The sequence below is a fragment of the Flagellimonas allohymeniacidonis genome, assembly GCF_004296335.1.
Lineage (GTDB): Bacteria > Bacteroidota > Bacteroidia > Flavobacteriales > Flavobacteriaceae > Flagellimonas > Flagellimonas allohymeniacidonis.
Genome location: NZ_SGIU01000002.1, coordinates 1,034,982 through 1,049,403, shown reverse-complemented (window position 1 = coordinate 1,049,403; position 14,422 = coordinate 1,034,982). Strand labels below are relative to the sequence as shown.

The 14,422-nt window shown below is 41.0% G+C and carries 20 protein-coding genes; 19 read left to right on the top strand and 1 reads right to left on the bottom strand.

Annotation, left to right across the window (positions count from 1 at the left end; genetic code table 11):
* Positions 1–3: 3 nt before the first annotated feature.
* The 16 genes from EW142_RS13120 to EW142_RS13045 all read left to right on the top strand — a co-directional run bounded on the left by EW142_RS13120 (position 4) and on the right by EW142_RS13045 (position 11,945).
* Complete coding sequence (locus tag EW142_RS13120) at positions 4–1,251, top strand: serine hydrolase domain-containing protein (RefSeq protein WP_130614551.1); 1,248 nt, start codon at positions 4–6, stop codon at positions 1,249–1,251.
* 18 nt (positions 1,252–1,269) lie between these two features.
* The gene (locus EW142_RS13115) at positions 1,270–2,232 is read left to right on the top strand and encodes a TolB-like translocation protein (RefSeq protein ID WP_130614549.1); all 963 of its coding nucleotides are present in this window, start codon (positions 1,270–1,272) and stop codon (positions 2,230–2,232) included.
* 16 nt (positions 2,233–2,248) lie between these two features.
* Positions 2,249–3,196: a TolB-like translocation protein gene (locus EW142_RS13110; RefSeq protein WP_130614547.1), complete on the top strand. Its 948-nt coding sequence runs from the start codon at positions 2,249–2,251 to the stop codon at positions 3,194–3,196.
* Between the two features lie 71 nt (positions 3,197–3,267).
* Positions 3,268–3,573: a DUF1272 domain-containing protein gene (locus tag EW142_RS13105; protein WP_130614545.1), complete on the top strand. Its 306-nt coding sequence runs from the start codon at positions 3,268–3,270 to the stop codon at positions 3,571–3,573.
* Between the two features lie 40 nt (positions 3,574–3,613).
* On the top strand, positions 3,614–4,120 hold the full coding sequence (locus EW142_RS13100; protein ID WP_165395282.1) for a YHS domain-containing (seleno)protein: 507 nt from the start codon (positions 3,614–3,616) through the stop codon (positions 4,118–4,120).
* A gap of 119 nt (positions 4,121–4,239) precedes the next feature.
* Positions 4,240–5,046 (top strand): PD40 domain-containing protein, encoded by an 807-nt coding sequence (locus EW142_RS13095; protein WP_165395281.1) that lies wholly within the window; start codon positions 4,240–4,242, stop codon positions 5,044–5,046.
* A 190-nt stretch (positions 5,047–5,236) separates the two neighbouring features.
* Positions 5,237–5,947 carry a DUF1028 domain-containing protein gene (locus EW142_RS13090; RefSeq protein WP_130614540.1) on the top strand — a complete coding sequence of 237 codons (711 nt, stop codon included), beginning with the start codon at positions 5,237–5,239 and terminating at the stop codon, positions 5,945–5,947.
* Positions 5,948–6,091: 144 nt separating this feature from the next.
* Complete coding sequence (locus EW142_RS13085; protein ID WP_130614538.1) at positions 6,092–6,517, top strand: VOC family protein; 426 nt, start codon at positions 6,092–6,094, stop codon at positions 6,515–6,517.
* A 108-nt stretch (positions 6,518–6,625) separates the two neighbouring features.
* Positions 6,626–7,330, top strand: coding sequence for a hypothetical protein (locus tag EW142_RS13080; protein ID WP_130614536.1), 705 nt, complete (start codon positions 6,626–6,628; stop codon positions 7,328–7,330).
* Between the two features lie 66 nt (positions 7,331–7,396).
* On the top strand, positions 7,397–8,209 hold the full coding sequence (locus EW142_RS13075) for an AraC family transcriptional regulator (RefSeq protein WP_205783273.1): 813 nt from the start codon (positions 7,397–7,399) through the stop codon (positions 8,207–8,209).
* Positions 8,210–8,345: 136 nt separating this feature from the next.
* Positions 8,346–8,726: a VOC family protein gene (locus EW142_RS13070; RefSeq protein ID WP_130615726.1), complete on the top strand. Its 381-nt coding sequence runs from the start codon at positions 8,346–8,348 to the stop codon at positions 8,724–8,726.
* A 121-nt stretch (positions 8,727–8,847) separates the two neighbouring features.
* A complete protein-coding gene (locus tag EW142_RS13065) occupies positions 8,848–9,300 on the top strand; it encodes a GyrI-like domain-containing protein (protein WP_240740214.1) in 453 nt (150 codons plus the stop codon).
* A gap of 9 nt (positions 9,301–9,309) precedes the next feature.
* Complete coding sequence (locus EW142_RS13060) at positions 9,310–9,645, top strand: hypothetical protein (protein WP_130614532.1); 336 nt, start codon at positions 9,310–9,312, stop codon at positions 9,643–9,645.
* Between the two features lie 80 nt (positions 9,646–9,725).
* Positions 9,726–11,027 (top strand): metal-dependent hydrolase family protein, encoded by a 1,302-nt coding sequence (locus tag EW142_RS13055; protein WP_130614530.1) that lies wholly within the window; start codon positions 9,726–9,728, stop codon positions 11,025–11,027.
* A 4-nt stretch (positions 11,028–11,031) separates the two neighbouring features.
* Positions 11,032–11,403, top strand: a complete 372-nt coding sequence (locus EW142_RS13050) for a VOC family protein (protein ID WP_130614528.1) — start codon at positions 11,032–11,034, stop codon at positions 11,401–11,403.
* A 26-nt stretch (positions 11,404–11,429) separates the two neighbouring features.
* A complete protein-coding gene (locus EW142_RS13045; RefSeq protein ID WP_130614526.1) occupies positions 11,430–11,945 on the top strand; it encodes a hypothetical protein in 516 nt (171 codons plus the stop codon).
* A 19-nt stretch (positions 11,946–11,964) separates the two neighbouring features.
* Here EW142_RS13045 and EW142_RS13040 read toward each other — a convergent pair whose 3' ends face one another.
* Positions 11,965–12,711, bottom strand: a complete 747-nt coding sequence (locus EW142_RS13040) for an NIPSNAP family protein (RefSeq protein ID WP_130614524.1) — start codon at positions 12,709–12,711, stop codon at positions 11,965–11,967.
* 146 nt (positions 12,712–12,857) lie between these two features.
* Between EW142_RS13040 and EW142_RS13035 the strand changes: the two genes are divergently transcribed.
* The 3 genes from EW142_RS13035 to EW142_RS13025 all read left to right on the top strand — a co-directional run bounded on the left by EW142_RS13035 (position 12,858) and on the right by EW142_RS13025 (position 14,380).
* Positions 12,858–13,406 (top strand): hypothetical protein, encoded by a 549-nt coding sequence (locus EW142_RS13035; RefSeq protein ID WP_130614522.1) that lies wholly within the window; start codon positions 12,858–12,860, stop codon positions 13,404–13,406.
* 77 nt (positions 13,407–13,483) lie between these two features.
* Positions 13,484–14,065 carry a DUF1287 domain-containing protein gene (locus tag EW142_RS13030; protein WP_130614520.1) on the top strand — a complete coding sequence of 194 codons (582 nt, stop codon included), beginning with the start codon at positions 13,484–13,486 and terminating at the stop codon, positions 14,063–14,065.
* A gap of 27 nt (positions 14,066–14,092) precedes the next feature.
* Positions 14,093–14,380 carry a hypothetical protein gene (locus EW142_RS13025; RefSeq protein ID WP_130614518.1) on the top strand — a complete coding sequence of 96 codons (288 nt, stop codon included), beginning with the start codon at positions 14,093–14,095 and terminating at the stop codon, positions 14,378–14,380.
* Positions 14,381–14,422 lie beyond the last annotated feature (42 nt).

The following is a 14,422-nucleotide window of genomic DNA, read 5'->3' as shown; positions in this document are numbered from 1 at the left end:
GCCATGAAAAAGCTTTGGTTTATCGTTGTTCTGCTTGTCGCTTGCAAAACTGAATCCCAAATGGAGCCGGAGCCGCCAAGCGAAACCGGTCCAAAGTATGAAACCTATGGCTATGCAGGGTTTACCAAGGAAGAAAAGCAAGCTTATCACAAACACCTATTGGAGGGAGGCAGCCGCAGGTATGGCGGTGATCACAGCCGGTTTTATTTTTTAAACTATGCCGAACTGGAGAAGCACTCCCGCATTCTCCGGTCAGATACCCCAAAAATCCTTGAAGAAACACCCCGGGCTGATGTCCAGAATTTTTTGACTCCAAAGCATTTAAAGACAGGTGGTGGTTTACCATTAACCAAATACATTAAACAAGCCGAAGTGGATGGTTTGATCATCGTTCATAAGGGCAAAATTGTATTTGAGGGCTATCCGCGGATGTTCCCCACAGATTTTCACGTGAATTATTCGGTGACCAAAATCTATGTGAGCACAGCCGTGGGCATTTTGGAAGATCGTGGCCTCCTCGATAGCCGCCAACCCATCGACACATATTTGGAAGCCCTAAAGGGCTCGGACTGGGAAGGCATTCCCATAGTGGACATTCTGGCCATGAGCTCGGGAATGGAATCCGGCTCCAGTAGCCAAAAGCTCAGAACCGCCTATACGACCCAAGAGCAAATTAAAGCCTTGGCCTCGGCAAAATCTGTTAAGCCTTCGGGCACAGAGTACGACTATAGGGGCATCAACACCGCCATGCTTACATTGCTTGTTGAAGAGGTTAGTGGTCTTACCTTCAGCGATTTTTTGGAACAAGAAATTTGGAGAAAGATTGGGTCAGAATTCAATGGCCTTTTGGGAAAAAGAAGCAATGGTCTGGCAGCCACCTCTAGTTATGGCGTGTCATCCACACTGCGCGATTTGGCCCGGTTTGGTTTGGCCTACACCCCTAGTGGAAGAAAAGGCTCGAATCCCATTGTTTCAGATGCCCATCTGGCAAGAATTCGGGACGTAAACAAAAACCTAAAAGCAAAATCCTGGTTTTCGGAAGACATAAAATATCCCGGCCACCAATGGGACGAGATTTATGAAGATGGTGATTTCTACAAAGGCGGCCATGCCGGTCAAGGGCTCTACATCTCCCCTTCGCGAGATTTGGTCATTGCATTTTATGGCACCTACGATGTAAACAAAAAAGAACATCAGCTCCCGGCTATCAGTCGGCAGCTTGCCAAATCGGGCTTGTTTGACTTGGAATAAATTAAAGTAATACTGCACATGAAACTAGTAAAAACCATATTCGTGTTAGCTGTCTTTTTGCTGATGATTTCTTCCTGCTTACAAGAAGAAAAATCAAATCTTATACTGCTCAGTCCTGAAATCCCAAAGGATGTTCCCCTGATTTTTGCGCCAGACATCATTACAGTAGATAGCCTTCTTGAAGGTTCGATTACGTTCAGTCCAGAAATGGATGAGATTTTTTTCAACCAAAGGAAACCAAGAGAGAGCCATAACGTTTATACCATAAAATGGGTCAATGGTTCGTGGACGACACCTCAACTCGCACGCTTCTCCACCAATACCAAATATTTGGATGTTCACCCTCGCTTCAACCCACAGGGCAACCGGCTTTATTTTGGAAGTCGAAGGCCCCTTCCCGATACGACTGAAACATCAGGTTTCCACCAATGGTATGTTGATAAGAATGAAAACGGATGGGGAGAACCCGTTCCCATGGCAAAACCTTTGGTGGATAGATGGATCATGTGCGTCACCGCTTCCGAAAACGGCAATCTCTACTACACCTCAAGGGAAGAGGGGCAAAAACCTGAAAATGAAGGCATTTATTTCGCCTTGAATCAAGAAGGCAAATTGGGTCCATCCCAAAAAATGGGCAAAGAAATCAATGAGCCCGGCACATGGATAGCCCACCCCTACATTGCACCGGACGAAAGCTATATCATCTATGATGCAGAGCGAACCTCCATTCCTGAAAATGGTGATTTGTACATCAGTTTCAATAAAAATGGCGTCTGGAGTGAGTCATATAGTTTGGGACCTGAGATAAATACAGATTTAAGTGAAAATGCTGCAACAGTCTCACCCGATGGAAAGTATTTGTTCTTTTCCAGAGGAGAAGAAAAGGTCAGGGACGATGGCAGTACGTATTGGCTGGCAGATTTGTATTGGGTCGATTTCATTCGATTAAGAGAGCGTATTGAAAAAACGAACATGAAATAACATTGAAAAAACGAACATGAAATTTTTAAAAACCTTATCCAAGTTAACCGTCCTTCTGATCTTGATTTCGTCTTGTAAGGAGGAAGAAAAATCAAACCTTACCCTTTTTAGCGATCAAGTCCCAACGGATACCGCCCTGGTTTTTGGGGAAGGTGTAGTCTCCACGGATGCCTTTGAGTTCGCCATCACCTTTAGTCCAGAAATGGACGAGATGTTCTTTACACGAAGACAACCTGAATCGAGCAATGAGATCTATGCCATAAAATTGGTCGATGGCGCATGGTCCGACCCTGAACTGGCTTTTTTTACACCCGAAAAAGGGTGGGACTTTGAGCCCCACATCAACCCCAAGGGAGACATCCTCTATTTTGGAAGCATACGACCCCTTAACGACACTATTGAAAAAAGGGAGCTGCACCAATGGTACAGTGAAAAAAATGCAAACGGATGGAGCCAACCCGTGCCTTTGGAGGCACCTTTTAAGGACCGTTTTGTTATGTATTTGACATCTTCAGCAAATGGCAATCTCTATTTCACCTCTGAGGAGGAAGGAGAAGGTCATGACGACGGTGGCATTTATAACGCGATGCGCAAAGAAGGGCAATATGGCAGTGTAAATAGAATGGGAGAAGAAATCAACCTTAAAGGATTAAAACTGAAAGCGCATCCGTACATCGCTCCCGATGAAAGCTACATTATTTTTGATGGGGAAAGTGATTCAGGTTTTGGCGATAATGATCTGTACATCAGCTTTAATAAAAATGGCAGCTGGACGGAGGCACAAAATCTGGGACCGGAAATCAATACCGGCCAAACCGAAATGTGTGCCAGCGTGTCACCTGATGGCAGGTATTTGTTCTTTCATAGAGGGACCTATATTGAGGACGAAGAGAAATCTGGAGATATTTATTGGATAGATTTTAGGCCGATAATGGAGAGGTTAAAGGGCAAAACAAGTGAGTAGCGATGATTAAGGTGCCTTAAGAAATCTTGGGGTAGAAATAAAGAAACAATCCAATCTTAAAATTTAGAGCTATGTTGGAAATGCGCCCGGTCTGCGAAAATTGTAGAAAACCTCTTCCCAATGAAAGTGAAGAGGCGATGATATGCACCTACGAGTGCACTTTTTGTAAAGATTGTGTTGAGAACATCTTAGAAAATGTATGCCCCAACTGTGGCGGTGGTTTTACAAATCGACCCACGAGGCCCAATAAATGTATCACACCCAATTGTATTAAAAACCATCCTGTTACTCAGAAAGAAGTGTATAAGCCGATTGACAAAGAAAAGTTTAAACTGATTTATGACGAATTTGTCCATTTACATCCAAGAAAAAGATAGTGTTTGGTTGCAGCCATTGGAAAGCATTAAAAAGAACCGAATGAAAAATAGCTGTTTAATTCTACTTGCCCTGCTCACAACTTCAGTTTCCCATTCCCAAAAGGAAACCCTAAAGTTCGCCAATGCCGATGCGCCTTATCATAATGTTGGCCAAGATAGTTTGGCTGTAAAAGGTTACGACGTAACGGAATATTTTCTAGGCAATACCGCTTCAAAAGGCTCTTCCGAATTCCAATATAAAAACCAAGGTGTTACCTATTTATTTGCAAGCGAAAAGAACAGATCATTATTTATTGAAAATCCCGAAAAGTATAAACCTGAATTTGGAGGGTATTGCGCCTACGGATTGGCCATGGAGGTTGATGGGAATGGTTATCCCCCTGGCAAGTATCCGGTCAATCCAAAAACCTTCAAAATAATTGACGACAAATTATACCTGTTTTACAATGAAAGTGGATATAACTTTTTAAAGGTCTGGGAATCGAATGAGAAAGGCAATTTGGAAAAAGCAAATGAGCGATGGGCAATCATACACCGCGAAAAATAAAAATTACTTTTCCAAGCAAAAGACCGCAGTCCGCTAGAGGCTCCGAATGCCTTAAAATTACTAACTTAAAAACCCTATCCGGCACACTATGCGAACCTCTTCGTATCAACAAAAACAACATGAAAAAACCCTCGATATATTTCCTCATTTTCTTTTTTGTTGCGATATATTCCGATGCACAGGAATTTGTTTTTGAGCCTAATACTATTTCTGTGCCAGAAAAAACCACACATGAAATATCCTTTACCCAAGATGGACAAACTCTGTATTTCACCCAAACCGTTGATAGTAAATGGCAAAAATCTCAATTAGGGTTCAAAAGTTACTTTGCTGATGGTGTATGGGGTAAACCAATTAAAATTGAATTTGTGGATAGTTTATATAATATGAGCGTATCTCCAGATGGTAATAGGGCACTGTTTTGTAAAGAAGATAAAACATGGCTATGTTTAAAAGAAAAAGGGAAATGGTCCATTCCAAAAGACCTAAACTCCGACTATGGATATTCTTTCAACGGGGGGTATTATCATATTTTAAATGATAATTCATTTTACTTTAGCGGTGTCCAAGAAAACGAATTACATCCATATGATGATATATATTATGTCGCTTTTAGGCATGGTCGTTATCAAAAACCAAAGCGTTTGAACCAAAATATCAATACAGAAGCTACTGAGTTTAGCCCTTGGGTAAACAAGAGGAATAGTATGATGATTTTTACCAGATATGACGCATCTTCAAATGAAAATACCGGAATTTTTGTGAGTCGATTCGAAGACAATAAATGGCAAAAGGCACAAAAAATAGATGCGCTGGAATATGGATGGGGCGTTTTTGTTAGAGAAGACAAAAGGACTCTCTATTATTCTGTTGGTGGAGCTATATATGCCTATGATCTCAAAAGTTTAGATATAAATATTAATTAAGATCTCTTCTATTTTTTTGAGAGTAGGTTCTAGGTAAAAAAAACGAGCCCAACGATGTATACAACTGGATATCTTTCATGCCGTTGCCGTGTTTCATCTACTGCACATTGGCCATAATTTTTATTATTATGTAACAAAGTGAATTTTAACTTGTCTATTAAGATTATAAACATCAAAATCCAATCAAAAAATGAACAAGACAAGTATTACATTACTAGTAATTTTAACCACTTTTTTTTCAACACATTGTTACGCTACTTGGTCTATAATAGCTGTAGACCGTAAAACAGGGGAAATTGGAATTGTAGGGGCCTCCTGTACTTTTGACGTTTCTGGTATTGCTTCAATTGTGCCAGGGAAAGGAGCCGTTGTGGTTCAGGCTGGAAGCGACTATTTCGCACGAATGAAGGGCGTGGAACTGATGAACAAAGGGATGAGCCTTGAAGAAATTTTGAATGCCATGAAGGATGAAAGGTTCAATCCCGAGAGACAACAATACGGTATAATTTTATTAGGAACAGACTCAAGCCCCCTTGTTTATTCCGGTGCCGAAATCAGTGACTGGAATGGCGAAAAAGTGGGCAAGGATTTTGCTGTTATGGGCAATATCCTTCCCGACGAACAAGTTGTTTTGAATGCTTACAAGGCATTTGATGAAAATAGGGACAAATCATTAGCAGAAAGGCTGATGATGGCTCTAAAGGCTGGAGAACAAGCAGGTGGTGATAAAAGATGTGAAACCCAATATGCAAGGTCAGCTTTTATTATGGTCTACGGACCTCAAGACGGTGCTATTTTAAAATTAGCGATTCAGGGAATCGAAAAAGGAGGTAAGCCCGCTGTAACCCTGTTAAATGAACAATTTGAATTTTGGCGCAAAGAGGAAGAAGATAAAGGATAAAACCAACAACAATGAACGTAATCGACCTGCCAGAGGACTGGCAGGTTGTAGTTTAACGGTTGACCAACCCGTCCAAACGTACATTTTAGGCTCTGGCAGGAATTATGGCCGTTAGCACTCCAATATCTTACGAAAACGATTCATATGGAAAACGTTTCTCCCCAGAATAGCTTATTAAGCTTAAAAACGGTAATACGAACGAAGAACTTTGAAGCTTCAAAAACATTTTATACTCAAATTCTCAGTTTGGAAATCGCAGAGGAATACAACGATGGCAACGGTTCAAAGGGCGTAATTCTGAGGCTGGGACCTCAGGGCAGTAACGCGTTTTTGGAAATTTCTGAAATAACCCAGGATCATAGCTATTATCAAAAGGCATTTAGCGAAAGCTTTGAAAATGATAAAGCTGATATTCAGTTGAGAACGGAAGATGTCAACTATTGGGCCGGCCTTTTACATGAAAAATGGAGGGCCAGGGGTCCCGTACTTCGCCCTTGGGGCTCCCACTATCTCTACTTAAGAGATCCTGATGGGCTGCAGATCATCATTTATCAAGAAAAGGGAAAATAACTTTCGTGACAAGGCCTACAACCCATCGGGTTTAATCCCTATTTTTAAGAGTTCATAGAATCACGTCAGCCCATGTTTCGTTATGTATTAATCTTAACCGCCCTGTTTATGACTTCAACACATGCTCAAGATCCCCACAAAACTGCAGAGGGGTTTTATGATTTGTCCAGTTTTGAAGTTGCCGCTGGTGTTTACCTTTTGGAAAATAAAACGTTTTTCTATTTTGCCTCCTTTGGTAATGTTGATTTGAAGGTGTACGGAGAATACGGCGTCTTCAACAACAATGTGCTGGTTTTTTATCCAGACAAAGATTTAATGCAAGACTTTTTTATCTACGGTGGAAGCAATCCCAAGAACAAGGACGATATCGTTTTGCATTACTACAGGCCCTACGACGAAAAAACCGAAGCCCTAGTCGTGGACGACCAGCATACTCAAGTGAAAATACCGGAGTTTACCTCAGAGGAAGACGAGGTCTCTGTTATTTTAAAAAGGGCTGACACAATAAAAATTGAATATCAAACCCAAGGATATCAAACTCAAATCAAGCGCTTCATGGTTCAGGTCAACGATTCTATCAACGAACTAAAGCTGTTTCATAATTACTATGCAAATATGGTGAGGGATCTCTCCCGAATATCATTTGAAATTGAAGGGGGTTACTTTATCGATGACAACCAAAAGAAGGTTCAAAAAAAAGAACTTGATCAAAAAACCATAGATCAGGTTCTTGCTTTTATAGAAGAGAGAAAAAATGACACTTCTATGGTCAGGGAAGGTAGGGAATACCAAAAATTACCATCTCATAATTAAATCTGCAATACGTTATTTTTAGATTCAAGCGGATTAATTCTGTTATTCTGTCACCAAAAACAAGAATTGAAAGAATTTGAAGCCATAAAAGAATTTTATAACCCGATTCAGCCCACAGTAAAGGCTGAAAACACGGATATCTTTTACCACGAAATAAGGCCCAATAAAAAAATTGAAGATTTCGTTTATTGTTTTTGGCAGCTAAAAACCAAGCAAGCCCTAGCCAAGCCCTATGTTTATAGCGTGGTTTCCGACGGGTGTATCGACATATTCTTTAATCATAATCGTCCATCTGAAAATTTTGTGATGGGCTTTTGCAGAAAATATGCAGAGTTCTCAATCGGTAAAGAATTCGACTATATCGGAATTCGGTTTTTGCCCTCTGCCTTTTCTCTCTTGTTTGGAATCGATGCAAAACTGCTTAGTAATCGATCTCAAGATTTAAAAAATGTATTGCCTGATTTTTCCGCCTGGATTTCCAAAGTAGTCAAGGCATCCCTTCCCTTTGAAAAAGTGGCGGGACATTTAAACATGCAATTGGGAAAAGTGTTAAATAAACGGGAGCTAAAGTTTGACCAAAGATTTTTCAGTTCACTACATCTTATTTTTCAAAAAAACGGATTTTTAGATACCGAGAAAGACCTGGATACAGGCTTGAGCCCCCGCCAACTTCGTAGAATTTTCAACTATTATATCGGAACCACACCCAAGGCTTTTAGCAATGTTGTTCGTTTTCAGCACATTCTAAGTGCAAAAGCTTCCAATCAAAGCCTTAAGGCAAACAAACTGTATTTCGATGTGGGTTTCTTTGACCAGGCCCATTTTATTAAAAATTTCAAGACTTTTTACGGCGTAACCCCATCTGAAGCCTTCCGCTAAGTTTTGTCCGATTTTTACAATCTCTCCCTATTCGCTCAAGCTACATTTGAGCAACAAATACGTGGACATGAGAAAAATGGTATTCATCGCATTTTTACTAATGGTCGGATTGGTAAATGCACAAACCGCACACAATATGAAATTGAACGCAGGAATTATTACCGAAAAATTAGAGGAAACCAAAGAGTTTTACACTAAGACGCTAGACTTTAAGGTGTTATTTGAAAATGACTTTTACATGCTACTGCAAACTCCAAACAAATCAGCGGAACTCAGTTTTCTATTACCGAATCACCCAAGTCAGAAGCCTATTTTTCAATCCCCTTTTAGAGGGCAAGGGATATATCTCACCATTGAGGTGGACGATGTGGACAAAGTTTACGAAGAGCTAAAAAATAAAGGCTGTGCCATGGAAATTGAGATTAGGGATGAACCTTGGGGGGATAGACACTTTGCCATTGTTGACCCGAATGGAGTTGGAATTGACATTGTGACCTATACCAAGCCTGAGGAATAAAATGTTTAGCGTGCTTACACAAAAGAAGAAGGGGTTCAGGCAGAGACTTGAGCCCTTTTTATTTATCTCAGTATCTTTCCGATTGAAAACCCAACCTAATTCGAAATAAGAACCAGGAAAGATGGAACCTTTGGACTGCTTTAAGATTATTGGAATTGCCATGGAGACCACCAATCAAAATGGACAATCGCTACATGACATAGAGAAACTCTGGGGCCGATTTTGGGGAGAGGACATACAGAGCCAAGTTCCGAACAGGGTCAATACAGACATTTACGCCGTGTATACCGATTACGAAAATCAAGATTTGGGGAAATACACGATCATTATCGGGCTTCCTGTGATAACCCTTGATGATATTCCAAAGGGTTTTACCGGACGTGAACTATGCATCGGTAAAAGCCAAAAGTTTGTTTCAAAAGGTAAAATGCCAGAAGCCATTGTGAAAACCTGGACAGAAATTTGGGAGAACAAAGCCCTAAAAAGAGCTTTTCACGTTGATGTTACCATACACGGCGCAAAGTACTACGACGGCGACAATGCAGAGGTGGAAACCTACATTTCCATTTTATAAACCACATCTATGGAGAGCAACATCAAATTGGGTTGTGTGGTCTATACAGAAACGGAAGATGAAATATACGCCGAATGGGTATTTCGCAAAGATGCCGAACTAGAGCGAGGAACGGGACGTGGCATACGATTGACCGAACTGAACCAAACCCAAAGGTTTGAAGGGGAATTTGAGATTACCTACACGGATACAAATGGAAGCACATCTCCAAAACTTCATTTGACCATTTCATTCGAATCCGGAACTTACCATCTTACCTGGAAAGAGAATGGGAATACCACTGACTTCGGTATTGGTATGGTAAAGGATAATATGCTCTTGGTCAGTTACACGAAAGCAGGTTGAATCAAGTTTGTTCCTCCCTTGCCCCATGAATTAAGAGTTAGAAGACATTTCAATGCTAGTTTTTTGCTACCTTAAAGCCTATGATTCAGCGCCTTCTCAAAATCATCCTTTTTCTTCTTGTTTTCTTACTGCTTTCTCTGCATGGAGCATTGGCCCAAGAATCAGCACAGCATATTTTGGCAGGAAATCTGTTGGATGTGAGAACGGGCCAACTCAAGCAAAATGTCCTGATTTCCATCCAAGGCAATACGATTACCAAAATTTCATATCAACTTGATTTATCTGAAATTGATGATTACTTAGACCTATCTGAATATACCGTTCTGCCGGGGTTGATTGATTGTCATACCCATTTGACCGGACCTTCCTTTAATAAATCATTGGATGTTTATGAGCTTCCCATCGCATCATATGGTATTCTTGGTTCCCTGTATGCCAAAAAAACTTTACATGCCGGTTTCACCACCGTTCGTGACGTTGGAGGTTATTTTTTCAGTGATGTTGCCCTGCGTGATGCCATCAAAGATGGTTGGATTGAAGGACCAAGAATGTATGTTAGCGGAAAGGCAATTACTATGACGGGTGGTCATGGCGCCTGGGGCAATTGGATGGCGCCCCATCTTAAACTTGAGCCTAATCCAGGAAATCCTGTGGATGGGGAGGTTGAAGTCAAAAAACGTGCGCGAACACTTATCAAAAGTGGTGTTGATTTACTAAAAATAAATGCAACAGGGGGTTTTGGAACCTCAAACTCCATACCCGGAGCCGCATCTTTCTCTGTTGAAGAAATTCAGGCTGCGGTCATCGAAGCTAACAAAAGAGGATTAAGGGTTGCTGCCCATGCGCATGGAGCAGATGGAATTAAAAATGCTATCAAAGCCGGTGTTAACTCCATAGAGCACGGAACCTTCTTAGATCAAGAGTCGCTTGATCTGATGAGGCAATATGGGGTATATCTTGTCATGGACTTATTAGCTGCCTATATAAGCTTAATCGAAATGAATGAAGATATAACTGATAAAGAAATTGATCAAAGTAATCAAGAACTCTACTATGATTATGCGAAGAAATTCGGTATGGCCTACAAAAAAGGGGTAAAAATGGCCTTCGGCACAGATGCATCAATTTTTGAGCATGGGCGGAATGCCGAACAATTTAAGCTCATGCAGGATGCGGGTATGAAACCCTTACATATTATACAATCGGCAACAATCAATGCAGCGGAACTCATTGGAATCGACAAGAAAACAGGAAGTGTTGAAGATGGCAAATGGGCCGATCTTATTGCCGTAAAAGGAAATCCTTTGGAGAACATCGAAATTCTAGAGGACGTATCTTTCGTCATGAAAGATGGGAAAATCTATAAATCCAAAACAGAATAAAGAAATGAAATTAGGAGCATTTTCGGTAAGTCTTAGTGTAAAGGACATCAAGGCTTCCAAAACGTTTTATGAAACTTTGGGATTTCAAGTTTTTGCGGGTGATATGGACAGAAACTACCTTATTATGAAAAACGAGGACACCCTTATCGGCCTGTTCCAAGGCATGTTTGAAAACAACATATTGACCTTTAACCCCGGATGGAACGCCAATGCGCAAAAACTGGATGATTTTGATGATGTACGACAAATTCAAAGCTCTTTAAAGGAAAAAGGGGTGGCTTTGCAGAAAGAAGCTGATGAAAGTACAACTGGGCCTGCCAGTATCACACTGTTAGATCCCGATGGAAATGCTATTCTAATTGATCAACACGTTTAACCCCTAAGCTGCTCATTCAAAAAAGTATGATCAAGAACTCGCTGACCACAATCCTTTTAACATTATTTCTATGTCTCGCGGGATGCAAAGAGACCCAAACGGAAAAGGATGATGTTTCCATCACCCCCGAAATCAATTATGAATCCGAGAAGAAAGCCATTTTGGAAACCTTGCATCAGGAAACTGCAGCTGCTTTTCAAAGAGATTATGAGGGCTGGAAAGACAAATGGGTACATGACCCCACAATTACCAAAATATACATCAACTTTGCCGATAGCACTTTTTCAGAATCGGTCGGATGGGAAGAAATCAGTGGTTTTGTAAAAACCTTTATTGAAGAGCATCCAGAACCTGAGCCAGTGCCCTCAATGGTAAAAGACATTGAGGTTCGCTTGTACGGAAATGGGGCATGGGTCACCTACGAACAACAAGATTCATTGCGAGGGCTAAAACGTGAGACACGACTTATGGAAAAAGTGGACGGCCAATGGAAAATCGCCGGCATGCAAACCACTATTTATGGCTTACAAGGGGAAAAGTAAGAACGTTACAACAAGTCCTTTACAGTTGCGAATACGGCAATGGTTTTAAAAATACCCGGGTAATCTCATTAATCGTATTGGCATATTCTTCAAGTTTCAGAATCCGAACCCATTCTGGATGGGCCAGAAATTTTGACCAGGCCTCCCCATGTGCATTCATATCTTTAAACGCCAACAAATAAGTAAGACAAGGCATCTGATTTCCTGCGATGTTGTGGCCAAAAAACACCATGGGCAGTCCAACCTCATCAAAAATCACAAACTCACTATCGTTGAACATCTTCACTTTTCTTCGCAAAGCATCTTCATTGTAGCTGTCATAAATCCGTAGCTCGAAAAGATTCGCATCATCGTTTGGTTTTACCAATTTTGGGAAGCCTGTGGTGGAGCGAATTAAACTTGTGGAAATTCTTTTAAAAGGGATAGACGCCTCTGGAGCATTCAGGTACGAGTCTGCATCTTGCAGGTATTTTTCGTCTTTTGCCAATGCATCCTTGCTATCTTGAAAAGATTGGATATTGTCATAGCCAATCAAAAGATATATCTTCTTGGGCATGGTCTCAACCGATTCTTCAAAAGCCCCAACATTGTCGATGCCTTGTCGATTCAGTGCAGGGATGAGTGCTTGCTCAAAGTAGTTGTGTAAAACTTCGGCCGGTCCGAAAAAGCCCAGCTCATAGGTTCTAAGTTCATATACTTCTTCTTGGGCACAAACTCCAAAACCAATTAGAAGAAAGAGAAATACGGATACAATTCTTGTTTTCATTGGATGTCAGGTTGATTTGGCTCTTAAAGTAATCATTAATTTAATGGTGTAAAAGTGTTTGCCCTTTTCAACTTTAATTTGTTATGGCATTCTACGATTTAGCCCTTAACTTCGTTAGCCTCTTATAAACATCAATCCAAAAACAAATGAAATCTAAATTCCTTAAAATCGTTCTGATCGTCCTGTTCTTAGTATCGTGTACTAATCAAAACAAAAAAAATGATACATTGAATGACTCCCAGGCTTGGCAATTAATCTATAAAAACGACCCTAATGGCAATGCCATATTTGGTAGTAAAAGTGAGCTGTTGGCCATTGCACGAAAAGGCTATCCCATTCGGGTGGGGTGGGCGTCCCGAAGAAAAAATGATACTACAAGAAGTGTTGAACACACCGTAAATGGTGATTTTTTGACCATTGCCAATGGCAAGGAGCTATTTGTTCAAATTCAACCTTTTTATGCACAGCGGCCGCAACTTACCGGCGATACTCTAAGCATGACCTTGCTTCCTATTCAATCCAATTGGATTTTGAGCACTAATGGTCTTATCAGCAATGTAAGTCGTGATTTTAACAGGGATACCACAATCGCCTACCCGCCAAGTCAGTTTCGGTATAGCTTAAGTTGGTTTGCCAAGGTGCCAGATATTCCCATGGATGATGTTCCCCTTTGGAACGAACCCCCGGCCAAATAGTGCTCTAGGGCTTCAAGTAATTACGTTTAATAGTTATTTAAGAGCTTAGCTCTCTATTTTCTTTTACCTTTCAAAGCATGAAGTGGTTATTTCTAATAGGATTACTGTTTTGTTTCAAATGGGGTATTTGCCAATCCACAGTAAACCAGATTGCCCTTGAAGAAGCAGCTCTTGATCTCACCCAACAAAGGGTCGTGTATGACCCGAGTTATTTCTCCATTGATTACCCAAATGGGGATGTGCCCAGCGATAAAGGAGTGTGTACCGATGTAATCATCCGTGCTTATCGAAAAATTGGAATAGATCTACAAAAAGAAGTGCACGAAGACATGATGGCTGCCTTTGGAGCGTACCCGAAAATTTGGGGTTTAGGCAGCACTGATAAAAACATTGATCATAGAAGGGTGCCCAACCTCATGACCTTCTTCACGCGTCAAGGGGCCGAGTTGCCCATTTCCAATAGGGCCAAAGATTATTTGCCGGGAGATATCGTTTGCTGGAATTTAGGTGGTGCCGTCACCCATATTGGGATTGTGGTCAACAAAAAATCACATGATGGTATGCGAAATTTGATTGTTCACAATATCGGAAATGGTCAAGAGTTGGAGGACTGCCTGTTTGATTTTAAAATCATAGGGCATTTCAGGTATAAAATTTAAACAGTACTACTAAATACCTTTGCCTTTATGTGTGAACATCTCAAAATTCTGGAAGAAGAGCTTCTTCGGCTAAACATAAAGGAGACCTTCCGAGGGCAGGCATGGAGCAAAAATTGCCGCGAATGGGTCTACTACGATTGCGTTATTGATACCAAGGCCATAATGGCTAGGCTTCATTTGCCTAAGCATGTTCACGAACACACCAATGAGGATTCTAAGTCCGGATTGGAACACGGCTTGGTTTGTTCCAAGTGTAAGGACGCGATAATGGGTTTGCACCCCATCAATTCAGAGGGAAAGTTCATTTTTAAATAGCTGAAGTTCTAGCTGCAATCTGTTTAGGAAAGGTTATTCCTA